This window comes from Planosporangium thailandense (assembly GCF_011947195.1).
Classification (GTDB): Bacteria; Actinomycetota; Actinomycetes; order Mycobacteriales; family Micromonosporaceae; genus Planosporangium; species Planosporangium thailandense.
In genome coordinates this window covers 195483-220253 of record NZ_JAATVY010000006.1, presented here as the reverse complement: position 1 = coordinate 220253, position 24771 = coordinate 195483, and the positions used below count along the sequence as shown (strand labels likewise).

Annotated in this window: 22 protein-coding genes and 1 pseudogene; 16 read left to right on the top strand and 7 right to left on the bottom strand. The window is 70.2% G+C overall.

What is annotated here, in order from left to right; all coding sequences use genetic code 11:
- Positions 1 to 53: 53 nt before the first annotated feature.
- The 9 genes from HC031_RS12180 to HC031_RS12140 all read left to right on the top strand — a co-directional run bounded on the left by HC031_RS12180 (position 54) and on the right by HC031_RS12140 (position 10225).
- The gene (locus HC031_RS12180) at positions 54 to 1124 is read left to right on the top strand and encodes a branched-chain amino acid ABC transporter permease (RefSeq protein WP_420813632.1); all 1071 of its coding nucleotides are present in this window, start codon (positions 54 to 56) and stop codon (positions 1122 to 1124) included.
- Positions 1121 to 2032 (top strand): ABC transporter ATP-binding protein, encoded by a 912-nt coding sequence (locus tag HC031_RS12175; protein ID WP_338090615.1) that lies wholly within the window; start codon positions 1121 to 1123, stop codon positions 2030 to 2032. Before HC031_RS12180 ends, HC031_RS12175 begins: the two co-directional genes overlap by 4 nt.
- Positions 2022 to 2732: an ABC transporter ATP-binding protein gene (locus tag HC031_RS12170; protein WP_167925346.1), complete on the top strand. Its 711-nt coding sequence runs from the start codon at positions 2022 to 2024 to the stop codon at positions 2730 to 2732. The genes HC031_RS12175 and HC031_RS12170 overlap by 11 nt, the downstream gene beginning before the upstream one ends.
- A gap of 71 nt (positions 2733 to 2803) precedes the next feature.
- Positions 2804 to 3769, top strand: a complete 966-nt coding sequence (locus HC031_RS12165; RefSeq protein WP_167925345.1) for an ABC transporter substrate-binding protein — start codon at positions 2804 to 2806, stop codon at positions 3767 to 3769.
- A gap of 2 nt (positions 3770 to 3771) precedes the next feature.
- On the top strand, positions 3772 to 4749 hold the full coding sequence (locus tag HC031_RS12160; RefSeq protein ID WP_167925344.1) for an amino acid ABC transporter permease: 978 nt from the start codon (positions 3772 to 3774) through the stop codon (positions 4747 to 4749).
- Between the two features lie 11 nt (positions 4750 to 4760).
- Entirely contained in the window at positions 4761 to 5513 is a 753-nt protein-coding gene (locus tag HC031_RS12155; protein ID WP_167925430.1) for an amino acid ABC transporter ATP-binding protein, read from the top strand.
- A gap of 508 nt (positions 5514 to 6021) precedes the next feature.
- Complete coding sequence (locus HC031_RS12150; protein WP_205862618.1) at positions 6022 to 6591, top strand: DUF6328 family protein; 570 nt, start codon at positions 6022 to 6024, stop codon at positions 6589 to 6591.
- A 59-nt stretch (positions 6592 to 6650) separates the two neighbouring features.
- Positions 6651 to 9362, top strand: coding sequence for a DNA polymerase I (gene polA, locus HC031_RS12145; RefSeq protein ID WP_338090614.1), 2712 nt, complete (start codon positions 6651 to 6653; stop codon positions 9360 to 9362).
- Between the two features lie 80 nt (positions 9363 to 9442).
- Positions 9443 to 10225 carry a class I SAM-dependent methyltransferase gene (locus HC031_RS12140; RefSeq protein WP_167925342.1) on the top strand — a complete coding sequence of 261 codons (783 nt, stop codon included), beginning with the start codon at positions 9443 to 9445 and terminating at the stop codon, positions 10223 to 10225.
- Here the strand turns inward: HC031_RS12140 and HC031_RS12135 are convergent.
- Positions 10215 to 10796 (bottom strand): Uma2 family endonuclease, encoded by a 582-nt coding sequence (locus tag HC031_RS12135; protein ID WP_167925341.1) that lies wholly within the window; start codon positions 10794 to 10796, stop codon positions 10215 to 10217. The genes HC031_RS12140 and HC031_RS12135 overlap by 11 nt on opposite strands.
- Before the next feature lie 5 nt (positions 10797 to 10801).
- Positions 10802 to 11641, bottom strand: coding sequence for a methyltransferase domain-containing protein (locus HC031_RS12130; RefSeq protein WP_167925340.1), 840 nt, complete (start codon positions 11639 to 11641; stop codon positions 10802 to 10804).
- 264 nt (positions 11642 to 11905) lie between these two features.
- Between HC031_RS12130 and rpsA the strand changes: the two genes are divergently transcribed.
- The 4 genes and pseudogenes from rpsA to HC031_RS12110 all read left to right on the top strand — a co-directional run bounded on the left by rpsA (position 11906) and on the right by HC031_RS12110 (position 17367).
- A complete protein-coding gene (rpsA, locus tag HC031_RS12125) occupies positions 11906 to 13402 on the top strand; it encodes a 30S ribosomal protein S1 (RefSeq protein WP_167925339.1) in 1497 nt (498 codons plus the stop codon).
- A gap of 161 nt (positions 13403 to 13563) precedes the next feature.
- Positions 13564 to 14151 (top strand): annotated as a pseudogene (gene coaE, locus HC031_RS12120) (dephospho-CoA kinase); the annotation flags it as partial.
- Between the two features lie 490 nt (positions 14152 to 14641).
- Positions 14642 to 16741, top strand: a complete 2100-nt coding sequence (gene uvrB, locus HC031_RS12115; RefSeq protein ID WP_167925338.1) for an excinuclease ABC subunit UvrB — start codon at positions 14642 to 14644, stop codon at positions 16739 to 16741.
- Positions 16742 to 16758: 17 nt separating this feature from the next.
- A complete protein-coding gene (locus HC031_RS12110; RefSeq protein ID WP_167925337.1) occupies positions 16759 to 17367 on the top strand; it encodes an O-methyltransferase in 609 nt (202 codons plus the stop codon).
- A gap of 16 nt (positions 17368 to 17383) precedes the next feature.
- On the opposite strand, the gene HC031_RS12105 is transcribed toward HC031_RS12110, so the two are convergent.
- On the bottom strand, positions 17384 to 17677 hold the full coding sequence (locus HC031_RS12105) for an antibiotic biosynthesis monooxygenase family protein (RefSeq protein WP_167925336.1): 294 nt from the start codon (positions 17675 to 17677) through the stop codon (positions 17384 to 17386).
- 362 nt (positions 17678 to 18039) lie between these two features.
- Here HC031_RS12105 and HC031_RS12100 point away from each other — a divergent pair, with 362 nt between their 5' ends.
- The 3 genes from HC031_RS12100 to mptB all read left to right on the top strand — a co-directional run bounded on the left by HC031_RS12100 (position 18040) and on the right by mptB (position 21463).
- Complete coding sequence (locus HC031_RS12100) at positions 18040 to 19080, top strand: TerC family protein (RefSeq protein WP_167925335.1); 1041 nt, start codon at positions 18040 to 18042, stop codon at positions 19078 to 19080.
- A gap of 116 nt (positions 19081 to 19196) precedes the next feature.
- Positions 19197 to 20009 carry a tyrosine-protein phosphatase gene (locus HC031_RS12095; RefSeq protein ID WP_167925334.1) on the top strand — a complete coding sequence of 271 codons (813 nt, stop codon included), beginning with the start codon at positions 19197 to 19199 and terminating at the stop codon, positions 20007 to 20009.
- On the top strand, positions 20006 to 21463 hold the full coding sequence (mptB, locus tag HC031_RS12090) for a polyprenol phosphomannose-dependent alpha 1,6 mannosyltransferase MptB (RefSeq protein WP_338090613.1): 1458 nt from the start codon (positions 20006 to 20008) through the stop codon (positions 21461 to 21463). The genes HC031_RS12095 and mptB overlap by 4 nt, the downstream gene beginning before the upstream one ends.
- 69 nt (positions 21464 to 21532) lie before the next feature.
- Here the strand turns inward: mptB and typA are convergent, their stop codons facing one another.
- The 4 genes from typA to HC031_RS12070 form a co-directional block, all read right to left on the bottom strand.
- The gene (gene typA, locus HC031_RS12085; protein WP_167925333.1) at positions 21533 to 23395 is read right to left on the bottom strand and encodes a translational GTPase TypA; all 1863 of its coding nucleotides are present in this window, start codon (positions 23393 to 23395) and stop codon (positions 21533 to 21535) included.
- A gap of 241 nt (positions 23396 to 23636) precedes the next feature.
- Positions 23637 to 23897, bottom strand: coding sequence for a DUF4235 domain-containing protein (locus tag HC031_RS12080; protein WP_167925332.1), 261 nt, complete (start codon positions 23895 to 23897; stop codon positions 23637 to 23639).
- A complete protein-coding gene (locus HC031_RS12075; RefSeq protein WP_167925331.1) occupies positions 23894 to 24289 on the bottom strand; it encodes a DUF3618 domain-containing protein in 396 nt (131 codons plus the stop codon). The genes HC031_RS12080 and HC031_RS12075 overlap by 4 nt, the downstream gene beginning before the upstream one ends.
- Complete coding sequence (locus HC031_RS12070) at positions 24286 to 24723, bottom strand: phage holin family protein (RefSeq protein WP_167925330.1); 438 nt, start codon at positions 24721 to 24723, stop codon at positions 24286 to 24288. Before HC031_RS12070 ends, HC031_RS12075 begins: the two co-directional genes overlap by 4 nt.
- Positions 24724 to 24771 lie beyond the last annotated feature (48 nt).

The following is a 24771-nucleotide window of genomic DNA, read 5'->3' as shown; positions in this document are numbered from 1 at the left end:
CTCCTTCGAAGCCGCAGAAGGCGGCCCCGCCCCAGGGCAAGCGGGGCGGTGGCCTGCGCGGGCGGCTGGACAACCTGCCGACGCCGGCGCGCTGGGCGTTGATCGTGCTGGTGCTGGCCGTCGCGTATCTGCTGCCGTACGCCGGAGACGTGCCGATCATCGGTCCCCAGGTGGTGACGCAGGGGATCGACTGGCCGACCGCGCTGTTCAACATCTCCTACTACGTCCTGCTGGCCCTCGGCCTCAACGTCGTCGTCGGCTTCGCCGGGCTGCTCGACCTCGGGTACGTCGGCTTCTACGCCGTCGGCGCCTACACGGTCGCGTTGCTCGCCTCCGGCGACAGCAGTTTCGGCACGAAGTGGGTCTGGCTGGCCACCATCCCGGTCGCGATCGCGATCGCGATGCTCAGCGGGCTGATCCTCGGCTGGCCGACGCTGCGGCTGCGGGGCGACTACCTCGCCATCGTCACGCTCGGCTTCGCCGAGATCATCCGGATCACGGCGGACAACACACCTCATTTTCTGCGTGGTGACCAGGGCTTCGCGGGCATCCCGCACCCGCCGGGCAAGCACGCCGACGGTACCCCGATCTTCGGGGTCCGGGACGCGACCCCGTACTTCTGGCTGGGCGTGACCGTCATCATCATCGTCGTGCTCGCGCTGCGGAACCTTGAGCGCAGCCGGGTCGGGCGAAGCTGGCTGGCCATCCGGGAGGACGAGGAGGCCGCCGAGGTGATGGGCGTGCGCACCATCAAGTACAAGCTGTGGGCGTTCGCCATCGGCGCCTGCGTCGGCGGCCTCGGCGGCGTGCTGTTCGCCGGCGAGAACGGCTTCGTCAACTCGGCGATGTTCCAGCTGCAGCTGTCGATCCTGGTGCTCGCCGCCGTGGTCATGGGCGGCTCCGGCAACATGGCCGGCGCGATCCTCGGCGGCGCTTTGATCTCGTACATTCCGGACCGGCTGCGCGGAACGAAGATCCTGGGTACCGACGCGTACGAGTACCGGTACCTGATCTTCGGTGTGATCATCATCCTCATCATGATCTTCCGTCCGCAGGGGCTCATCCCCAGCCGGCGCCGCGCGCTGGAGCTCAAGGACCGCGCCAAGGAGGTGGCACCGCAGTGAGCGAGCCTCATGTCGAATCGACGGAATGGGAAGACGAGATGGCGCGGCAGCGGGTCGACGAGCCGATCCGCACGACCATCGGGGAACCGCACGAGGAGGCGTCGGCGGACGCCCGCCCCGACCGTCCCACGGCGGGCGCTCCGCTGCTGGAGGTTGACGACGTCACCCTCCGGTTCGGCGGCGTCGTCGCGCTGGACGGGGTGAGCTTCACCATCGGCGAAGGCGAGATCTTCGGCCTGATCGGTCCCAACGGAGCGGGCAAGACCACCTGCTTCAACGCGATGACCGGGATCTACCGGCCTACGTCCGGAGAGATCCGGTTCGGCGGTCAGCGGGTGACGGGCCTACGCAAGCACGAGATCACCTGCATGGGCGTCGCCCGGACCTTCCAGAACATCCGGCTGTTCCCGGAGATGACGGCGCTGGAGAACGTCATGGTCGGCGCCGACGCGCACCACCGGTCGAGCGTGCTGAGCGCGCTGTTCCGGCTGCCGCGCTACCGGCGCGAGGAGGCCGAGGGACGGGAGAAGTCGCTGCGGCTACTCGAGTTCGTCGGCATCCGGCACCGGGCCGGCCACGTCGCCCGCAACCTCTCGTACGGCGAACAGCGCCGGCTCGAGATCGCCCGGGCGCTTGCGACCGACCCGAAGCTGCTGTGCCTCGACGAGCCGGCCGCCGGGTTCAACCCGGCGGAGAAGGAGGAGCTGCTCCAACTGATCCGTGACATCCGGGACACCGGCGTCACGGTCCTGCTCATCGAGCACGACATGCGGCTGGTCATGGGCGTCACCGACCGGATCGTGGTGTTGGAGTTCGGCAAGAAGATCGCTGAAGGTACGCCGGCCGAGGTCCGGGACGACCCCAAGGTGATCGCGGCCTACCTGGGGGTGCCGGCAGATGCTGCTTGAGCTGGAGAACGTGACCCTGCAGTACGGGCGGATCCAGGCGCTGCACGGCATCAGCCTGACCGTCGACGAGGGCGAGATCGTGGCGCTCATCGGGGCCAACGGCGCGGGCAAGTCCACCACCATGCGGGCCATCTCCGGCCTGCGTCCGGTCGCGTCGGGCTCGATCCGCTTCAACGGCGAGGACATCACCCGGCTACGCGCCGACCTGCGGGTGGTACGGGGTGTGTGCCAGGCGCCCGAGGGTCGGGGGATCTTCCCGGGCATGACGGTGCTCGAGAACCTCGACATGGGTGCCTACACCCGCAAGGATCGGAACGGCATCGCCGCCGACCTCGAACGGGTGCTGACCCTCTTTCCGCGCCTGAAGGAGCGGGCCAAGCAGCTGGGCGGCACCCTGTCCGGCGGTGAGCAGCAGATGCTGGCGATCGGGCGCGCCCTGATGAGCCGGCCCAAGCTGCTGCTGCTCGACGAGCCGTCGATGGGCCTGGCCCCGATGCTGATCCAGAAGATTTTTGAGATCATTACCGAGATCAACCAGCAGGGCACCACGATCCTCCTGGTCGAACAGAACGCCCAACAGGCGCTGTCCCGCGCACACCGCGGGTATGTGCTCGAAACGGGGAACATCGTGCGCTCCGGCACCGGTGCGGAGCTGCTGCATGACCCCGCGGTGAAAGAGGCGTACCTGGGTGTGGCCTAGGAGCCGGCTGCGTTCGGCTCCACCGTGCCCGTTACCGTGCGAGTACAACTCCTCAGGAGGATTTGGCAACGATGTTTCTGACCACCACCCCAGGGAAGCGAGCCGCGGTCGGTCTGACCGCGGCCGCCGCGATGGCCCTCTCCCTCGCGGCGTGCGGCAGCAAGTCGGACTCCGACAGCGGGTCCAGCGGCACCGGGTCCAGCGCCGCCCCGAGCGTCAGCGTGGACAAGGCCCTGGCCGACAAGGTGCCCGCCGCCATCAAGGCCGACGGCAAGATCCTGGTCGGCAGCGACACGACATACGCGCCGAGTGAGTTCCTCGCCGACGACGGCAAGACCGCCGAGGGGTTCGACGTCGACCTGTTCGGCGCCGTCGCCGCCAAGCTGGGCCTCAAGGCCGAGTTCCAGACTGCCACCTTCGGCGACATCATTCCGGGTGTCACCGAGTCGGGTAAGTACGAGATCGGCGTCTCGTCGTTCACCGTCAACCCGGAGCGGCTGGCCCAGGCCAACATGGTGACCTACTACTCGGCCGGCACGCAGTGGGCGACCAAGAAGGGCAACCCGGCGGGGATCAAGCCGGACGACGCGTGCGGCAAGAAGATCGCCGTCCAGAAGGACACGGTCCAGGTCGACGACATCGGCGCCCGCTCCAAGAAGTGCACCGAGGCGGGCAAGCCGGCGATCACCGTCGACCCGTACCCGGGCCAGGACACCGCCACGAACGCCGTGGTGACCGGCAAGGACGACGCGATGCTGGCCGACTCGCCGGTCATCGCATACGCCGTGAAGCAGACCAACGGTCAGCTCGAGACGCTGGGCGAGATCTACGACTCGGCGCCGTACGGGTACGCCATCAAGAAGGACCAGACGGCCTTCGCCGAGGCGGTCCGCGACGCGGTGAAGGCGCTCATCGCCGACGGCACGTACAAGAAGATCCTCGAGAAGTGGGGCGTGCAGGCCGGCGCGATCGACAACCCTGAACTGAACCCGAGCCAGGGCGGCGACGCCAGCCCGAGCGCCAGCCCTAGCGCCTGACGATGAGTACCGACGTCACCGACGTGCGGGCACGGCCTGAACCGATCAAGGCCGTGCCCGTGCGGCACCCCGGTCGCTGGGTGTCCATCGCCGTTCTCGCCGTGTTGATCGCGATGTTCGTGCATGTGCTCCTGACGAACTCCGCGTTCCACTGGCGGTTCCTGAAAGAGAGCATGTTCCGGCCGCCGGTCGTTGACGGGCTGCTGCGGGGCACGCTGCTGATGACCCTCTGCGCGATGGTGGTCGGCGTTGCGCTCGGTGCGGTCATCGCGGTCATGCGGCTGTCGGACAACCCGATCCTGCGATCGGTTGCCTGGGCGTACACCTGGTTCTTCCGGTCCGTGCCGCGGCTGGTGCTGCTCACCATCTGCGGCAACCTGGGCATTCTGTGGAGCCGGGTGGAGTTCGGCGTGCCCTTCGACACCCAGTTGGGCAAGCTGTTCGGCATCTCCGCCCTGCATCTGCGCATCGGCGGGTTCACCTCGCGGGACGTCTTCACGGGCTTCTTCGCGGGCCTGCTCGGGCTGGCGCTGTCCGAGGCGGCGTACATGGCCGAGATCGTGCGCGCCGGCATCCAGTCGGTCGATCCGGGCCAGGGGGAGGCCGCTGAGGCGCTGGGCCTGACCCGCGGGCAGACGCTGCGGCGGATCATCCTCCCGCAGGCGATGCGGGTGATCGTGCCGCCGACCGGCAACGAGACGATGGCGATGCTCAAGGACACCTCGCTGCTGATCGCCGTGCCGGTCACGTACGAACTGTTCTTCCAGCTCGACGCGATCGGCCACAAGAAGTTCGACCCGTTCCCCATGTACGTCGCCGCCTGCCTGTGGTACCTGGTCCTGTCCAGCCTGCTGCTCGTTGGCCAGTACTTCATCGAACGGCACTTCTCCCGCGGCTATGGCCAGCAGGCCAGGGCGAGGATGAGGCTGCGCGGGCTCGCCGCCGAGCAGGGTGGCGGGGGAGAGGGGATCGCGACGTGAGCGACCAGCCGATGGTGCGCGCCGAGAACGTGCACAAGTCGTTCGGCCACTTGGAGGTCCTCAAGGGCATCGACCTGGAGGTACGCCACGGCGAGGTCTGCTGTGTCATCGGGCCCTCCGGCTCCGGCAAGTCCACGTTCCTGCGCTGCATCAACCACCTGGAGAAGATCAATGCCGGTCGGATCTGGGTCGACGGCGATCTGATCGGCTACCGGGAGCGTGGCGGCAAGCTGCACGAGATGCAGGCGAAGGAGGTTGCCGCGCAGCGCCGGTCGATCGGCATGGTGTTCCAGCGGTTCAACCTGTTCCCGCACATGACGGTGCTGGAGAACGTGATGGAGGCGCCGCTGCGGGTGCGCCGCGAGTCGAAGGCGCAGGTCCGCGAGCGGGCGATCGAGCTGCTCGACCGGGTGGGTCTGGCCAACAAGGTCGACACGTACCCGGGGCAGTGCTCCGGCGGGCAGCAGCAGCGGGTCGCGATCGCGCGGGCGCTGGCGATGAGGCCCAAGTTGATGCTCTTCGACGAGCCGACCAGCGCACTCGACCCCGAACTGGTGGGCGAGGTGCTCGACGTCATGAAGAACCTGGCCGCCGACGGGATGACGATGGTCGTCGTCACCCATGAGATCGGGTTCGCCCGGGAGGTCGGCGACTCGCTGATCTTCATGGACGGCGGCGTGGTGGTCGAGGCCGGTGCGCCGCGCGACGTGATCGCCAACCCGCAGCACGAGCGTACCCAGGCGTTTCTCGCCAAGGTTCTCTGAGCCGACGGTCGTGTGAGGCGGCCGGAAGCAGCGGGCTCCCGCAGCTTCCGGCCGTACCCGCAAGCCGCGCATCAATAGGAACAGCGCAGGTTGCGGGTTGGTCATGAGTCCGTGTCCACCGTGGGCGGTGCCGGCCGGCGGGGGCCGGAAAGGAGCCGGACAGGGAGCCGCTTGAAGCCGAACGTCGAACGATCGGCCTCTATGTGGTCGGCGCGGCGGTACGCCCGGGGGTACCGCCGCCCGGGGCTCCGCACCGTACCCTCGTTTTCGGCGTCAGTGGCCGTCGATCGATACGTGAACCGGCGACCGATGCCGCCGTCGGCGGAACTGAGGTAGGGGAGGTTCCGCCGACGGTGCCCGGCGCGGGCGCCCCCGCGCAGGTGCGCGCCCGCGTCGCCCGCGACCGCCAGGTACCGCGGTGCCGCCCACGTCCCCCGTGACCGCCAGGTACCGCGGTGCCGCCCGCGCCGGCCTTCCGCGTTTTGCCGCGCACCCGCCTGGGCAATCAATGGCGATCAGCGTTGTGCGCACCGGCGAGGAGGTGGCGGCCGTGGACGACGCCACGGACCGCGACGCGGCGGTCGACGGACGTCAGGAGACGTCCGCCGAGCGCGCCGACCGGAACTTCACCGAGCTGCTCCAGGAGTTGCGGGTCGCGCAGACGGGCGTCCAGATCCTGTTCGCCTTCCTGCTCACGCTGCCGTTCACACAGGGCTTCGGGAGGGTCTCCACGCAGCAGCGGGTGGTGTACCTGGCGACGCTCATCGCGACCGCGCTGGCCACCTCGTGCCTCATCGCCCCGGTCAGCCACCACCGCATCCTCTTCCGCCGCCGGCGCAAGCCGCAGCTCGTCGACGAGGCGAACCGGCTCGCTCTGGTCGGGCTGGCGTTGCTTCTCATCGCGGTGGTCGGAGCGGTGTACCTGATCTTCTCTGTGGTCGCCGGGGCGGCGCTCGCGGGCGTTGTCGCCGGCGCCCTGGGGCTCTGGCTGGCATTTGTCTGGTACCTGCAGCCGCTGCTGCAACGGCGGTCGCTGCCCCGCCCGGGCGATCTGAGGGTCACCGGCGAACGTCGCTGAGGCGACAATGCCGTGCCGCACACATGTCCTGTCGGTGGTGCCGACTAGAGTCGCCAGGCGTGACACCTTCGTCGGCTGAAACCACACCGCGACTCCTTCTGCTCGATGGCCACTCGCTGGCGTACCGGGCGTTCTACGCGCTGCCCGCGGAGAACTTCGCGACCAGGAGCGGTCAGACGACCAACGCGGTGTTCGGCTTCACCTCCATGCTGATCAACATGCTGCGCGACGAGAAGCCGACGCACATCGGTGTCGCCTTCGACGTGTCGCGGCAGTCGTTCCGCGCCGAGCAGTACGCCGAGTACAAGGCCGGCCGGGCCAAGACCCCCGACAGTTTCCCGGGACAGGTGGGCCTGATCCGGGAGGTCCTCGACGCGCTGGGCATCCGCTATGTGGAGAAGCCCGGCTACGAGGCCGACGACGTGATCGCGACGCTGGCCCGCCGGGGCCGCGACGCCGGCATGGAGGTCGGAGTCGTCACCGGTGACCGGGACGCGTTCCAACTCGTCGAGGACGCCATCACCGTGCTCTACCTCAAGCGCGGTGTCTCCGAGATGGACCGGATGACGGCCGAGAAGGTCAGCGAGCGGTACGGGGTGGGCCCCGACTGCTACCGGGACCTGGCGGCGATCGTCGGCGAGACCAGCGACAACCTCATCGGCGTGCCCGGCGTGGGCCCTAAGACCGCCGCGAAGTGGATCGGGCAGTACGGCAACCTCGACGGCATCATCGAGCAGGTCGATCAGATCAAGGGCAAGGCGGGGGAGAACCTCCGCGCCCACCTGGCCGACGTCATGCGCAACTACGAGCTCAACAAGCTGGTCGACGACCTCGAGCTGCCGGTCGGCCCCGACGACCTGCACTGGCGTGGGTGGGACCGGGAGGCAGTGCACCGGCTGTTCGACACCCTCGAGTTCCGGATCCTGCGCGACCGGCTCTACCAGTACCTGGAGGCCGTCGAGCCCGAGGCCGACGCCGGGTTCGACCTGGCCGGCACGGTGCTGGCGCCCGGCTCGGTGAAGGCCTGGCTGGAGGAGCACGCGGGGGTGGGCACCCGTATCGGCGTGGCTGTCTCGGGCACGTTCGGTCGCGGCACGGGTGAGCTGACGGGCGTGGCGCTCGCGACCGCCGAGGGGCCGGCGGCCTGGTTCGACCCGGCCGGGCTCGACGACTCCGACGAGCCGGCGGTCGCCCTGTGGCTCGCCGACCCGGAGCGGCCGAAGGTGCTGCACGACGTGAAGCCCGCGCTGCTGGCCGCTGCCGCGCGCGGCTGGGAGCTTCGCGGTGTGGTCACCGACACGGCGCTGGCGGCCTACCTGGCCAAGCCTGACCAGCGGTCCTACGACCTGACCGACCTGGCGCTGCGCTACCTGCAGCGCGAGCTGCGGGTCGAGCAGCCCGACGACGGCCAGCTCACCCTCGACGGCCTCGGCGACGAGGGGGAGGTCGAGCGCGGCCTGATGCTGCGGGCGCGCGCCACGCTCGACCTGGCCGACGCGATCGCCGCCGACCCGCTGCGCGGCGGCGACCACCACCAACGCCTACTCGCCGAGGTCGAGCTGCCGCTGTCGGAGGTCCTGGCGCGGATGGAGCGCGCCGGTATCGCGGCCGACACCCACTACCTGTCGGAGCTGGAGTCCCACTTCGCCGGCGAGGTCAAGGCGGCGGCGCAGGCGGCGTACGCGGTGGTCGGCCGGGAGTTCAACCTGGGCTCGCCCAAGCAGTTGCAGGAGATCCTGTTCAACGAGCTCGGGCTGCCGAAGACCAAGAAGATCAAGACGGGGTACACGACCGACGCGGACGCGCTCCAGTGGCTGTTCGCGCAGACCCAGCACCCCCTGCTGGAGCACCTGTTGCGCCACCGGGACGTGGCCAAGCTGAAGTCGACGGTCGACGGCCTGCTCAAGTCGGTCAGCGACGACGGGCGGATCCACACCACGTTCAACCAGACCGTCGCGGCGACCGGCCGGCTGTCGAGCACCGACCCCAACCTTCAGAACATCCCGATCCGGACCCAGGAGGGGCGGCGCATCCGGCGCGCCTTCGTCGTGGGCTCCGCCGACGGCGTGGAGTTCGAGACGCTGCTGTCAGCCGACTACAGCCAGATCGAGATGCGGATCATGGCTCACCTGTCCAAGGACCAGGCGCTCATCGACGCGTTCAACTCGGGGTTCGACTTCCACGCGGCCACCGCGTCGTCGGTGTTCTCCGTGCCGGTCGACCAGGTGACCCCCGACCAGCGTCGCAAGATCAAGGCGATGAACTACGGCCTGGCGTACGGGCTGTCCCCGTACGGCCTCTCCCAGCAGCTCGGCATCACCCCCGGCGAGGCGAGCGTGCTCATGGAGGAGTACTTCCAGCGCTTCGGTGGGGTTCGCGACTATCTGCACGCCCTGGTCGACCAGGCCCGCCGTGACGGGTACACCGAGACGGTGCTCGGCCGGCGGCGCTACCTGCCCGATCTCAACAGCGACAACCGGCAGCGGCGCGAGATGTCGGAGCGGATGGCCCTCAACGCCCCCATCCAGGGGTCGGCCGCCGACATCATCAAGGTGGCGATGCTGCGGGTCGATGCGGCGCTCCAGAAGGCGGGCATGCGGTCGCGGATGCTCCTGCAGGTGCACGACGAGCTGGTGTTCGAGGTCGCACCGGGGGAGCGGGAGGCGCTGGAGGAGGTCGTACGCACCCAGATGGGCGCGGCCTACCCGCTGGACGTGCCGCTGGAGGTCTCCGTCGGCGCGGGCCGCGACTGGGACGCCGCCGAGCACTGAAGGACGCCGCCGAGCACCGAAGACGCCGCCGGGCACCGAAACCGGTTGCCGAGTTCCCGGCCGTTCGCGAGCATCGCCGGATGCGTGCCGAGATTTTCGCGTACTACCGCCGGGGTGGGGAGACGGCCCGGCTGACCGACGGCGCTGGCCGGCTCGAGTTCCTCCGTACCTGGGACGTGCTCGGGCGGGTACTGCCGGCGCCGCCCGCTCGGGTGCTCGACGTGGGCGGCGCCACCGGCGTCTACGCCGCGCCCCTGACGGACGTCGGCTACACGGTGCGCGTCGTGGACGCCGTCGCCGAGCACGTTGCCGCAGCGGCGGAGTGGCCGGGCGTGACCGCCGAGGTGGGGGACGCCCGGGCGCTGCCGGCCGATGCCGCGAGTGTCGACGCGGTGCTGCTGTTCGGCCCGCTGTACCACCTGCTCGACCGCGCCGACCGGATCCGGGCCTGGCGGGAGGCGGCCCGCGTGGTGCGGCCCGGCGGCGTCGTCGTGGCCGCCACGATCACCCGGTTCGCGTCGCTGCTGGACGGCTTCGTGAAGGGCTACCTCGCCGAGCCGGAGTTCGGGCCGGTGGTCGACCGGGTGCTGGCCACCGGCGAGCACAGGCCGCCGGAGGGGCGCTGGTTCACGACCGCGTACTTCCACCACCCGGATGAGCTACCCGGCGAGGTGGCCGAGGCCGACCTGGAACTGGACCGGATCGTCTCCGTCGAGGGTCCGCTGGGGCTGGTGCGTGGCCTGGTCGGGGACCCGGACTGGGAGCCGGAGGTGCTCGCCCGGCTGCGTCAGGTGGAGACCGAGCCGAGCCTGTACGGGGCGAGCGGCCACCTCCTGACCGTCGCCCGCCGGTCTACGGAGTGATCTCGCGGATCGGCAGCCGGATCGGGAACGGCTCGGCGACGACGAACTCGTCGGCGCTGGTCGCCTGCTCCTTGTAGATGCCGTCGGTCAGCTTGTAGGCGTGCACCTGGACCGGGTTCTGCTCGACCCGCCAGAAGTAGGGGATGCCGGCGTCGGCGTACACGGCGGGCTTTTCTAGCCGATCGCGGCGTCGGGTGCTCGGCGAGACGACCTCGACCACCAGCATGACCTGGTGCGGCATCAAGTAGTGGTTGTCCTGACTCACCTCAGGCGAGAACAGCAGGACGTCGGGTTCACAGGTGCTGTTGGCACCGACCGCGACGCCGAGCGCGGTGCCGGCGGTGAGATGGGCCGGGCAGTGGGCGTGGAGCCATGCCCACAGCAGGTTGGCGATGCCCTGGTGCCCGACGGTGGGGGAGGGGACCACGACCATCACTCCGTCGACGAGTTCGACGCGGGGGGCGTCGTCCGGGAGGGCGAGCACGTCTTCGATCGTGTGGTTGGCCAACCGCTGCCGGACTGGGTCGGGAGACCAAGGCCGCGCGGTGGGGTCGATGGACTCTGCGGTCACGATGGTCACGCTACCCGGGAACCGGCGTCCGGGGAGGGGCCAGAACTAACCGGCTTTTCGGCCACGAAGATCGCCGTACCCGGGAAGATCCGGCCCCGCAGCGGGCTCCACTGACCCCAGATCTGCACGTGACCCTCCGGCCACTCCGGCTCGACCAGGTCGGTCAGGACGAACCCGGCGGCGACCAGTTCGCGGATCCGGTCGCCCAGCGTGCGGTGGTGTTCGACGTACGTCGCGGCACCGGTCTCGTCGTACTCCACGTACGGAGTGCGGTCGAAGTAGGAGTGGGTCGCCACCAGGCCGCCCTCGCCCGGGTCGTCGAGAAAGATCCAGCGCATGGGGTGGGTGACGGCGAAGACCCAGCGGCCGCCGGGGCGGAGTACCCGGAACACCTCGCACATCATCCGCGCCGAGTCCTCGACGAACGGCACGGCACCGAAAGCGGTACAGACGGTGTCGAACTGCCCAGTTGTGAACGGGAGGGCGAGGGCGTCGCACTGCACGAGCGGCACGTGTACGCCCGACCGCGCGGCGGCCTGCCGGGCGTGCCGGAGCATCCCGGCCGACAGGTCCGCGGCTACGGCGTGCGCGCCCTGGGTGGCCAGCCACCGCGCCGACGCCGCCGCGCCGCACCCGATCTCGAGCACCCGCCGGCCGGTGACCTCGCCTAGCAGTCGCGCGTCGGCCTCGCGCAGGCCTTCGGGGCACCACACGAAGTCGACGTCGCCCAGGAAGTCGCCGTGTTCGGCCTGGTACGCGTCCGCGTCAGCGTCCCACCAGCCGCGACTGGCCCGTCGGTTCTCCGCTGAGGTCACGTGTCTACGGGTAACTCCTGCGTCACTCACGAGCGACAACGGTACGGTCAGTCACATTCCACAAAAAGATCAGGCAGATAATCCGTCCGGTTGCGGGGGATCGTTGGACCGTGTGGTATTGCGCACGGTAGGCTGTTCGATGCACTCGTGGGCGCGTGTCTCGGCAGGGAGCAGACCCGCTAGTCGCCAGCACGCCCCGGTGTCCGCTCGGGACGACGGGGTAGGGGTGGTGACGAGTCCTCGAGAGCGTTACAGGTCACGCCTGACATCCATCCGACCGGAGCAACAACCCACATGACGAGCAGCATCGAGGCCACCTCGAGCGCACCCGCCGCCACCAGCGGCAGCAAGGTCACCGTCGACGACCTCGGCACGGAGGAAGCCTTCCTCGCCGCGATCGACGAGACCATCAAGTACTTTAACGACGGCGACATTGTCGAAGGCACCGTCGTCAAGGTCGATCGGGACGAAGTCCTGCTCGACATCGGCTACAAGACCGAGGGCGTCATCCCCTCGCGCGAGTTGTCGATCAAGCACGACGTCGACCCCGCTGAGGTTGTGTCGGTCGGTGACCACATCGAGGCTCTCGTTCTCCAGAAGGAGGACAAGGAGGGCCGGCTGATCCTCTCGAAGAAGCGCGCGCAGTACGAGCGGGCGTGGGGCACCATCGAGAAGATCAAGGAAGAGGACGGCGTCGTCCGCGGCTCCGTCATCGAGGTGGTCAAGGGTGGCCTCATCCTCGACATCGGCCTGCGGGGCTTCCTTCCCGCGTCGCTGGTGGAGATGCGCCGGGTCCGCGACCTTCAGCCGTACGTGGGGCGTGAGCTCGAGGCGAAGATCATTGAGCTGGACAAGAACCGCAACAACGTGGTTCTGTCCCGGCGCGCCTACCTGGAGCAGACCCAGTCCGAGGTGCGCACCGAGTTCCTGCACAAGCTGCAGAAGGGCCAGGTCCGCAAGGGCGTCGTCTCCTCGATCGTCAACTTCGGCGCGTTCGTGGACCTCGGCGGCGTCGACGGTCTGGTGCACGTCTCCGAGCTGTCCTGGAAGCACATCGACCACCCGTCCGAGGTCGTCGAGGTGGGCCAGGAGGTCGAGGTCGAGGTCCTGGACGTCGACCTGGACCGCGAGCGGGTCTCGCTGTCGCTGAAGGCGACGCAGGAGGACCCGTGGCGCCAGTTCGCGCGCACCCACGCGATCCAGCAGATCGTCCCGGGTAAGGTCACCAAGCTGGTGCCGTTCGGCGCGTTCGTGCGCGTCGACGACGGCATCGAGGGCTTGGTGCACATCTCCGAGCTGGCCGAGCGCCACGTGGAGATCCCGGAGCAGGTCGTGCAGGTCGGCTCCGAGGTCATGGTCAAGGTCATCGACATCGACCTGGAGCGCCGGCGGATCTCGCTGTCGCTCAAGCAGGCCAACGAGGGCTTCGTCGAGGGCGAGGAGCACTTCGACCCGACCCTCTACGGCATGGCCGCGACCTACGACCAGCAGGGCAACTACATCTACCCCGAGGGCTTCGACCCGGAGACCGGCGAGTGGCTGCCGGGCTTCGAGAAGCAGCGCGAGGAGTGGGAGCGGCAGTACGCGGAGGCCCGTGCCCGCTGGGAGGCGCACACCAAGCAGGTCCAGACCGCCCGTGCGGCCGAGGCCAGCGCCGAGGCGGCTCCCGCCGGCCCGACCTCCTCGTCGACCCCGTCGCCCGCTCGGGCAGCCGAGGAGCCGAGCGGCACTCTCGCCACCGACGAGGCGCTCGCCGCGCTGCGCGAGAAGCTCGCTGGCGGCAAGAGCTGACGTTCGTCGGCGACCAGCACTATCCGAAGCGGCCCGCACCGGCTCTGCCGGTGCGGGCCGCTTCGTGGTCAGCCGTCCATTGCTGTCAAAATCCCCGAGATCTACAACGGGACGCGTACCCGGTTGATCGGCACCTTCTGCGGTGCGGTTGACTCTGACCCGTGCTGATGGTGGGACTGACCGGCGGGATAGGCGCCGGCAAGAGCGCGGTCGCGGGCCGCCTCGCAACGCTCGGCGCGGTCGTGATCGACGCCGACCGGCTGGCTCGGGAGGCCGTCGCCGCCGGCTCTGCGGGGCTGGCCGAGGTGGTCGCCGTGTTCGGGCCGGAAGTGCTGGCCGCGGACGGCTCGCTCGACCGGGCGGCACTCGCGCGCCGGGTGTTCAACGACGAGGCCGCGCGCCGCCGCCTCGAAGCGATCATCCACCCCCGGGTACGCGCGCGGACCGCGGAACTGGTCGCGGCCGCGCCGCCGGACGCCGTCGTGGTCAACGACGTACCGCTGCTCGTCGAGAGCGGTCTCGCGCCGGCGTACGAGATCGTCATCGTCGTGCTCGCCGACGAGGAGACGCGCATCGCCCGGCTGATGGGCGACCGGGGGATGACGCGGGACGAGGCGGTCGCCAGGATCCGCGCACAGGCCACCGACGAGCAGCGGCGGGCCGCCGCCGACATCGTGATCGTCAACGACGGCACCCTTGAGGAGTTGGACCACAGAGTCGACGAGGTGTGGCGGGAGCGCCTGGCGCCGGCATGACAGTTGTCATGCCGAGGTCACGATCGACGGCGCTACGACGCGGACCCCGCGCCGACGGCCGCATTCGCCAGCACCGAATCTCCGTTCGTCATCGAGACCCGTGCCCTGCGGCGCCATGACGGCAGCACGGGACGGGCCGCGCGTCAGCGCCGACGGCGCGATCGTCGCGGCTGTCGCGGCGGGGCGGAAGCCCTGCGGAAGGGCGGGAAGCGTACGGCGCTCGCGGCGGCCGGTCAGCGCACTGCGCGCGACCGCTGCGGCGCGCTCACCGGCTAGGGCCGGGGCTGCGAACCGCGCGTCGGGGGACGGACCGGTATGTGGATCCGTCAGCGTCCCGATCGGCCGCCGCGAGCGGCCTACGTATTGACGGTAACCTGGTGATCTTCGGCACACAATCGCAATAGCGGGTCGATACTCGTGCGGGCACACCGGCGGGGGACAGCGACCGTCGGATCTTGTCATACGTCCGGCGTACGGTTGTGCCATGACGCTCGCCATTCCGCGCCTGGACCGTCGCTTCGAGGTCGTCAGTGACTACCAGCCCTCCGGCGACCAGCCGGCCGCCATCGAGGGGCTGGCCGAGCGCGTGCGCCGGGGCGACCGGCACGTGGTGCTGCTGGGCGCCACCGGCACCGGCAAGAGCGCCACGACCGCGTGGCTGGTCGAGCGGTTGCAGCGACCGACCCTGATCCTCGCGCCCAACAAGACCCTGTGCGCACAGCTGGCCAAGGAGTTCCGTGAGCTGATGCCGCACAACGCGGTGGAGTACTTCGTCAGCTACTACGACTACTACCAGCCTGAGGCGTACATCCCGCAGACCGACACCTACATCGAGAAGGACTCCTCGATCAACGAGGAGGTCGAGCGGCTGCGCCACTCGGCGACGATGAGCCTGCTCACCCGCCGCGACGTCGTCGTCGTGGCCACGGTGTCCGCGATCTACGGTCTTGGTACGCCGCAGGAGTACCTCGAGCGGGCGGTGAAGGTGCGGGTCGGCGACGAGATGGACCGCGACAAGCTGCTCCGCCGCCTCGTCGACGTGCAGTACGCCCGCAACGACATCGCGTTCAACCGGGGCACCTTCCGGGTCCGCGGCGACACCCTGGAGATCATCCCCGCCTACGAGGAGCTCGCGATCCGGATCGAGTTCTTCGGCGACGAGATCGAGCAGCTGTCCTACCTGCACCCGCTCACCGGCGAGAAGCTCCGCGAGACGGACGAGCTTCTGATTTTCCCGGCGACCCACTACGCGGCCGGTCCGGAGCGGATGGAGCGGGCGATCCGCGACATCGAGGCGGAGCTCGCCGAGCGGCTCGAGGAGCTGGAGCGGCAGGGCAAGCTGCTGGAGGCCCAGCGGCTGCGCATGCGCACCACCTACGACATCGAGATGATGCGCCAGGTCGGGTTCTGCTCCGGCATCGAAAACTACTCCCGGCACATCGATGGGCGTGAGGCCGGCAGCCCGCCGCACTGCCTGCTCGACTACTTCCCCGACGACTTCCTGACCGTCATCGACGAGTCGCACAACACCGTGCCGCAGATCGGCGGCATGTACGAGGGCGACGCCTCCCGCAAGCGGACCCTGGTCGAGCATGGTTTCCGGCTGCCCAGCGCGATGGACAACCGTCCGCTGCGCTTCGACGAGTTCACCGACCGGGTCGGTCAGGTGGTCTACCTGTCGGCCACGCCCGGGCCGTACGAGCTGGGCAAGACCCAGGGCGAGTACGTCGAGCAGGTGATCCGGCCGACCGGACTGGTCGACCCCGAGGTGATCGTGAAGCCCACCAAGGGCCAGATCGACGACCTGATGCACGAGATCGGCGTGCGCACCGAGCGCGACGAGCGGGTCCTTGTCACGACGCTGACCAAGAAGATGGCTGAGGACCTCACCGACTACCTGCTCGAGCACGGCATCCGGGTGCGTTACCTGCACTCCGAGGTCGACACGCTGCGCCGCGTCGAGCTGCTCAAGGAGCTGCGGCGCGGCGACTACGACGTGCTCGTCGGCATCAACCTGCTCCGGGAGGGGCTCGACCTGCCCGAGGTGAGCCTGGTGGCGATCCTCGACGCCGACAAGGAGGGCTTCCTGCGCTCCGGCACCAGCCTCGTGCAGACGATCGGCCGCGCCGCCCGTAACGTCTCCGGCCAGGTGATCATGTACGCCGACAAGGTGACTCCGTCGATGGCGCACGCGATCGACGAGACCAACCGGCGGCGGGCCAAGCAGATCGCCTACAACGAGGCCAACGGCATTGATCCGCAGCCGCTGCGCAAGAAGATCCACGACATCCTCGACGACATCTACCGCGAGGCCGACGAGGCCGAAGAGCTGGTTGGCGGCGCGGGCCGGCAGATGAGCCGGGGCAAGGCTCCGGTGCCCGAGACCCGCTCCCGTCGCAAGGCCGCCACTCCGTCCCGGGAAGGCATGGCCCGGGCCGACCTTGCCCAGCTGATCCAGGATCTGAACGAGCAGATGCTGGGAGCCGCGCGGGAGCTTCAGTTCGAGCTGGCCGCCCGCATCCGGGACGAGATCAGCGAGCTGAAGAAGGAGCTGCGCGGCATGGACGTCGCCGGCGTGCGCTGACTGCGATACTGGCATTCATGACGCTAAATGGAACCGCTGCCTACGGCGGCCGGGTGGACCTTCCGCCGCTGGTGGCTGCCGCCGTCGCGGCCGCGCGGGACAGCGGCTTCGCGCTGTCCTGCCTGCCCGCGCAGGGCGAACTGCTGCGACTGCTGGCGGCCGGGGTCGGTCCGGGCGTCATCGGCGAGACCGGTACCGGTTTCGGCGTCGGCCTGGCGTGGCTCGCCAGCGGGGCCGGCCCCGACGCACGCCTGGTCAGCGTGGAGCGCGATCCGACGGCCGCCGCGGCCGCCCGCGCCGTGTTCGATGGCGCGCCCAACGTGGAGGTCGTCACCGGCGACTGGACCGACCTGGCCGGGTTCGGCCCGTTCGACCTGCTGGTGCTCGACGGCGGCGGCCAGGGCAAGGGCGGCGGGCAGGCACTGGAGCCGGCTGAGTGGCTGCGCCCGGGCGGTGTGGTCGTCATCGACGACTTCACGCCCATCGACGGCTGGCCACCGCGCTACGGCGACGAGCCCGACGCGGCCCGGCTGCACTGGCTGCGCCATCCCCAGCTTCTCGCGTCCGAGGTGCGGGTGACCCCGGAGATGGCCACGATCGTCGCAACCTACCCGGGGCCCATGTGAGGCCAGGGTCCGGCGATCAGGCCGGCAGGTCGACGAAGTGCTCCACGCGGGGCGCGCCGTCGAAGTAGGGGCCGATCATCGCGCGCCACTCGGTGAAGCGGTCGGAGGCGCGGAAGTTGTCGATATGGGCCTCGACGGAGTCCCACTCGACGAGCAGGACGAACCGGGTGGGCGTCTCCACGCCCCGGGTCATACGCACCGAACGGCAGCCCGGCGTGGTCTCCACCAGGGACTTCGCCTTGGCGTAAGCGGCTGCGAAATCGTCTTCGCGACCTTCTTGCACGTCGATCAACGCCACCTCGATCACCATGCCGGCCAGCCTGCCACGTCGACGGCGGCCGCGCCGCGCCGGGGTGATGCGGTCCGGCGCGCGGTGTTGGCGGGCGGGACCCGTCGGTGACGGCCGACACGCGACACGCGCGTCATGATCTACCCGGCCGGTCGCGTACGCGGAAGGCGATAGGGGAGAATGGGTGAAGCAGGGAGGGGAGTATTCCCTCGCGACGACGTCGTCAACACGGCTGCCTCGGCCTTCGGGCCACCGGTCGCCCGGCGTCGCCGGTCGCCGACCAACGGCGGCGGGAGAGACCTCCGGAGTCACAACTGCACACCGCCGCACACCGGGCGCTGCCCGGTGCCGCCGGTGTGGCGTGCCTACCGGAGGATTTCTGTATGAACGTCGCGGGTTCGGTCTGGGCGATCAGTCTCGTCGGCCTCTGCGCGTTACTGCTGTTCGACCTCGCTGTCGTCGGCCGCCGTCCGCACGAGCCCTCGATCCGCGAGTGCGTGCTCTGGATCCTGTTCTACGTGGGCCTGGCGGTCGCGTTCGGCATGGGCCTGTTGGCGTTCCAGGGCGGCGAGTACGCCGGCCAGTTCTTCGCCGGCTGGATCACCGAGTACAGCCTTTCGGTGGACAACCTCTTCGTCTTCGTCATCATCATGGCCCGCTTCGCCGTGCCCCGCAGCGCTCAGCAGAAGGTGCTGCTGGTGGGCATCGGGCTGGCGCTGCTGATGCGGGGCGCGTTCATCGCCGTCGGGGCGGCCGCGATCAGCCGCTTCGAGTGGGTGTTCTACCTGTTCGGGGCGTTCCTCGTGTACACGGCCGTCAGGCTCGCGGCGGGTGGCGACGGCGACGACGAGGAGTTCAAGGAGAACGCGTTCATCCGGTGGGTCCGGCGGGTGCTGCCGCTGTCCGACCGCTACAACAACGCTCACATGACGATGGTGGTGGCCGGTCGGCGGCTACTGACCCCGATGCTCGTCGTGATGATCGCGATCGGTACGACCGACCTGATCTTCGCTCTCGACTCGATCCCCGCCATCTTCGGCCTCACCCAGGAGCCCTACCTCGTCTTCACGGCGAACGTGTTCGCCCTGATGGGGCTGCGGCAGCTGTACTTCCTGCTCGGCGATCTTCTCAATCGAATGGTCTACCTGTCGGCGGGGCTGTCGGTCGTGCTCGGCTTCATCGGGGTCAAGCTGTTCCTGGAGGCACTGCACAACAACGACGTCCCGTTCATCAACGGTGGGGAGCCGGTGGCGTGGGCGCCCGAGATCTCGATCGAGCTCTCGCTGGCCGCCATCCTCGGTACACTCGCGATCACCGCGGTGGCCAGCCTCATCAAGTCCCGCCGGGTCGCTCGCCGGGAGCTCGTCGGGCCGGCTGCCGCACCGCAACCCCCGTCCCCCGGCCGGGACCGGGTCTCGGACTGACCGGCGCCGCGCCGGCCGGAGGTGGCCCGGCCGGCCTGCGGACATCCGGCCGGCCGCACGGTCGCGCGCCACATGAGGCAGGCTGTCTCTCACGGGAACGACGTAACGGAGGTGGCATGCTCGAGCGTGGACTGGGTCTGATCGGCGCGCCGAACGCCCGCGACCTGGGGGGTATCGTGACCGCCGGCGGCGCGCGGGTGCGCGCGGGCGTGCTGAGCCGCTCCACCGCGCTGGGCCGCCTCACCGACGGCGACGTGGCGACGTTGGCGGAGCGCAAGCTCGCCTGGGTCGTCGACCTGCGGGACCGCAGCGAGATCGACGCGGCGCCGGCCGATCGCCTGCCCGCCGACCCGGCGCCCCGCATCCGCCACATCCCGGTGTTCGACCCGGAGCACCCGGTGTTCACGTACGTGTCGGCGGTTCTCATGGGCCACGACGTCGCGGTGGCGGCGCCGGCCGCCTCGGTCGACGGCTCGCCCGGTGCGATGGTCGAGATCTACCGCTGGATGGCCAACGACGCCCAGGCCAGGGCCGGGTTCGGTGCGGCGGTGCGGACGATCGGCGAGGCCGCCGGCGAGCCGCTGTTGTTCCACTGCAGCGCCGGCAAGGACCGTACCGGCTGGCTGACGGCGATCCTGTTCGAAGTCCTCGGGGTGGACCGGGACACGATCGTCGCCGATTACCTCGCGACCAACGACTACTCGCGGGCGACCAACGTATCGATCATGAACGCGATGCGGGCCAAGGGGCGGGTGGTGCACCCGGAGCACCTGCTGCCGCTGCTGGAGGTGCGTCCGGAGTACCTGGCGGCGGCGTACGCCGAGGTCGAGCGCGGGTACGGCGGCATGGACCGGTACGTGCGCGACGGCCTGGGCGTCCCCGACGACATCCTCGACGCGCTCCGGGACCTGCTGCTCGACCGGCCGTGAGCGCATCGACGGCGACTCCGGTCGCGACGAGTACGGGGTGGTCCACGTCGGCGCGGTACGCCGGACTGGCCGCCACGGCGCTCATGGCCCTGCTGTCGTGGACCGTCGGGGCGCTGCCCTGGCAGGATCCGGGTCAGCTGACGCCGGCGGCGCCCCTGCTGCCCGGGCCGGTCTGGCACGGGATCGGCCTCGCCCTGTGGGTGACCGCGGCGGCCGTCCTGATCGGCGCCTGGTGGGCGGTGGGCCGGGCGGCGCGCGAGGGTCGGGTCACCCCACGCGCCGTGCTGGTCACCGCGGTGCTGTGGGCGCTACCACTGCTCGCCGCCGCTCCGCTGGCCAGTCACGACGTCTACTCCTACGCCTGCCAGGGCCAGATCTACCTCGCCGGTGCGGACCCGTACCGGGTGGGGCCGGCGGACCTGCCGTGCCGGTGGCTGACGGCGATCCCGCCGATCTGGCGCGACCAGCCCGCGCCGTACGGTCCGCTCGCCGTTCTCGTCAGCGCCGCGGCTGCGCACGGCTCGCTGCTGGCCACCGTCGCGGCGCTGCGCCTGGCCGCGCTCGCCGGCCTGGCCGGGCTCGCGGCCGGCGTACCGGCGCTCGCACGGCGCTGCGGCGCGGACCCGGCCGTCGCGCTCTGGCTGGGCCTGGCCAACCCGGTCGTGCTGGTCCATCTGGTCGGCGGCGCGCATCACGACGCGCTTACCGTCGGGCTCGTCGTCGGCGGCCTCGCGGTCGCCGCGCGGGGCCGGGCCGTCGCCGCCGGCGCCCTGCTGGGGCTCGCGGTCGCGGTCAAGGCGACCGCCGTCGTCGCGCTGCCGTTCGCCGTGCTGCTCGCCGTGGCGTCGGGCCGCCGGTGGCCGCGAGCGGTGCTCTCCGCCGGGGGCGCCGCGGTGGCGGTCTTCGCCGCCGTCACGGTGGTCGCCGGGTTGGACGCCGGGTGGGTGACCGCACTGCCCGTGTCCCACCAGCCGGTGTCATGGATGTCACCGCCCAGCGCCGTCGGCGCCGTGCTCGGCGCTGTCGCCGCGGGGCCGCTGTCGCTGGCCGGCGTTCACGGCGCGATCCCCGCGACGGAGGACGCGGTGCGCGCGGGCGCCCTGTACGTCGTACTGCCCGTGACGCTCGTGGCGCTCTGGTGGCGGGCCGTGCGCTCCGGCGGTACCCGGTCCGTGACCGTCGCGGCGGGCCTGGCGCTGGCCGTGACGGTAGTGCTGGCGCCGGTCGTCTACCCCTGGTACGCGGCGGCCCCGGCCGCGGTGCTCGCGGCGGCGGCCGGCCCCCGGCTCCTGCGCGCCACCGCCGTGGCGGTGGCGGTGCTCAGCGTCGTCGTCGTTCCGGACAGCCACAACCTCGCCATCCTCACCCGCTGGCCGGGCGCGGTCGTCGAGGTGGCCGCCCTGGTCGCGCTCGCCGTGTGGGCAGCGCGGCGCAGACGTGCCCGGCCCGACTGACGCGCCGCCGGCGCGAGGCGGCCGGCGCCACCCTGTCGCAGGGGTGACGCCGGCCGTCTGCTCGACGCGTCAGTTGGCGTGCGCCCGGCGGCGGAAGATCCGCTCGCGCTCCTTCTGGTCGAGGTGGACCTTGCGGATCCGCACCGTCTCCGGCGTGACCTCCACGCACTCGTCCTCGCGGCAGAACTCCAGGGCCTGCTCCAGCGACAGCTTGCGCGGCGGGATCAGCTTCTCCGTCTCCTCGCTGGTCGAGGCGCGCATGTTGGTGAGCTTCTTCTCCTTGGTGATGTTGACGTCCATGTCGTCGGCGCGGGAGTTCTCCCCGACGATCATGCCCTCGTACACCTCGGTGGTCGGCTCGACGAACAGCGTGCCGCGCTCCTGAAGGTTCATCATCGCGAACGGGGTGGCCACCCCGGCGCGGTCGGCGACCAGCGATCCGGTCGCGCGGGTGCGCAGCTCGCCGAACCACGGCTCGTACGACTCGAACACGTGGTGCAGGATGCCGGTGCCGCGGGTGTCGGTGAGGAACTCGGTCCGGAAGCCGATCAGGCCGCGGGCCGGGACCAGCCACTCCATCCGGATCCAGCCGGTGCCGTGGTTGATCAGCTGCTCCATGCGGCCCTTGCGGGTGGCGAGCAGCTGCGTGATCGCGCCGAGGTACTCCTCGGGCGCGTCGATGGTCAGCCGCTCGACGGGCTCGCAGGTCTTGCCGTCGATCTCGCGGGTGACGACCTGCGGCTTGCCGACGGTCAGCTCGTACCCCTCGCGGCGCATCTGCTCGACGAGGATGGCCAGGGCCAGCTCGCCGCGGCCCTGCACCTCCCAGGCGTCCGGACGCTCGGTCGGCAGGACGCGCAGCGACACGTTGCCGATGAGCTCCCGGTCGAGCCGGTCCTTGACCAGCCGCGCGGTCACCTTCGCGCCCTTGACCCGGCCGGCGAGCGGCGAGGTGTTGGTGCCGATGGTCATGGAGATGGCCGGCTCGTCGACGGTGATGCGCGGCAGCGGCTGCGGGTTCTCCGCGTCGGCGAGCGTGTCACCGATCATGATGTCGGGGATGCCGGCGACGGCGATGATGTCGCCCGGCCCCGCCTCCTCGGCCGGCTTGCGCTCCAGCGCCTCGGTCATGAGCAGCTCGGAGATGCGTACCCGCTCGGTCGAGCCGTCCTCGCGCAGCCAGGCCACCGTCTGGCCCTTGCGGATGGTGCCCTCGTGGACCCGGCACAGCGCCAGCCGTCCGAGGAACGGCGAGGCGTCGAGGTTGGTGACGTGGGCCTGCAGCGGGGCGCCTTCGTTGTAGGACGGCGCCGGGATCGTGTCGAGCAGCGTCTGGAACAGCGGCTCGAGGGTGTCGGAGTCCGGCTGGCCGCCGTTGTCCGGCTGGTTGAGCGAGGCGCGCCCGTCCCTGGCGCAGGCGTACACGATGGGGAAGTCGATCTGCGACTCGTCGGCGTCGAGGTCGAGGAAGAGCTCGTACGTGTCGTCGACGACCTCTTTGATCCGGGCGTCCGGACGGTCGACCTTGTTGATGACGAGGATGATCGGCAGCCGCGCCCGGAGCGCCTTACGCAGCACGAACCGGGTCTGGGGGAGCGGGCCCTCGCTGGCGTCGACCAGCAGGACGACCCCGTCGACCATGGTCAGCCCCCGCTCGACCTCGCCGCCGAAGTCGGCGTGGCCGGGAGTGTCGATGATGTTGATGGTGACGTCGTCACCATCAGGACGGTGGTACCGGACCGCGGTGTTCTTCGCGAGGATCGTGATGCCCTTCTCGCGCTCGAGGTCCATGGAGTCCATGACCCGGTCGGCCATCTCGGCCCGGGAGTGCCAGGCACCAGACTGCCGGAGCATGGCGTCGACCAGGGTGGTCTTGCCGTGGTCGACGTGGGCGACGATGGCGACGTTGCGGAGGTCGGAGCGGGTCTGCATAAGTCTTATTGTCCTGGATGTGTCGTCTGCGGCAGGTGCCGGGGGGAAATGCGCAGCACACCACCGACGGTGGAGATGGTCGGGAGCTGTCGCGGAAGCTGCGCGCTGACGTGGTCAACGGTAGCGTGCGGGCGCGTATTCCGGGGCAACGGGCCGAACCTGGTCGGTGACCTGGCAAAACGCGATCGGGGCGGCGAACCGTCGGATGGTTCACCGCCCCGATCAGGCACGCCACGGATCGTCAGTCGGGCCATTTGCCGGTCAACCGGCGCACGCCGACGGCACCGCTCCGGTCGACCGCCGCCTTCACCACGGCGAAGATGGCGCCCTGCAGCGCGGCCGCGGCCAGGACCTCGGCCCAGCTGTACTCCTCCGAGGTGGCGTCAGGCGCCTCCTCCTCACCGGCGATCACCTTCCACACCTGCTTGAAGACCACCCCGGCCAGGACGCCCCCCGCCACGCCGAAGGCGAGGCTGAGGGGCTTGTAGAGCACCTTGGTCACCACCGACTCCTCCTCCACCGCACGAACAGCACGATCAGCGCCGCGGCGCCGGCCGCCACGACGAAGGGCACCGGGTTGCGGCGCACCGCACGGCCGGTGCGAGTCGCCAGCTCCTGGGCTCGCTCCGGCGCCTCGACCGCGGCCAGCCGGGCCTCTTCGGCGGCGTTCTGCAGCCCTTCCCGTACCCGCGCCTTGGCCTCCTGCCTGGTCTCCTGCAGGCGGGCCTTGACGTCCACCTTGGCCGCCAGCGCCTGCACGGTCTCGCCGAGCTCGGCGCGGGTGTGCGCGATGTCGGCCCGCAGCTCGTCCACATCCGCTGGTGGGGCGTACTGCTCAGGCCTGATGGCGCGCGATCCCGCTGAGCCGTCTGAGGCGCCTGGCGTCGTCGTCATCGATATCCCCTCTCCTTCACAGCCTCCGTGACGGTGCCGATGTCCTCCTTGAGGCTGCTGACGGTCCGCTCGGGCACGGGCGGGGTCGCCCGCTTGACCCGGGAGCGCCCGATCATCGCCAGCACGCCGGCCATGGCGAACAGCAGCACCGCGACGATGAGCGCGGACAGCCACGCGGGCAGCACCATCGCGAGGAGAAGCACGACCGTCGCCACGAGGGCGCCGCCCCCGTAGAGCGCCATCACGCCCGCGCCGCCCAACATGCCGGCGCCGATGCCGGCCTGCTTGCCCTTGCGGGTGAGCTCGAGCTGAGCCAGCCGCAGTTCGTCGCGGACCAGGTGGGAGATCTGCTCGGAGGCGAGCTTCACCAGATCAGCGGTGGAGCGGTGGTCGACCCGCTGCGTGATCCGTTCTTCGTTGATCAAGTCGGTCATTGTCGCTCCTCTCGGGGCCCTAACGGATATTTCCCCGTCGTGGCAGGT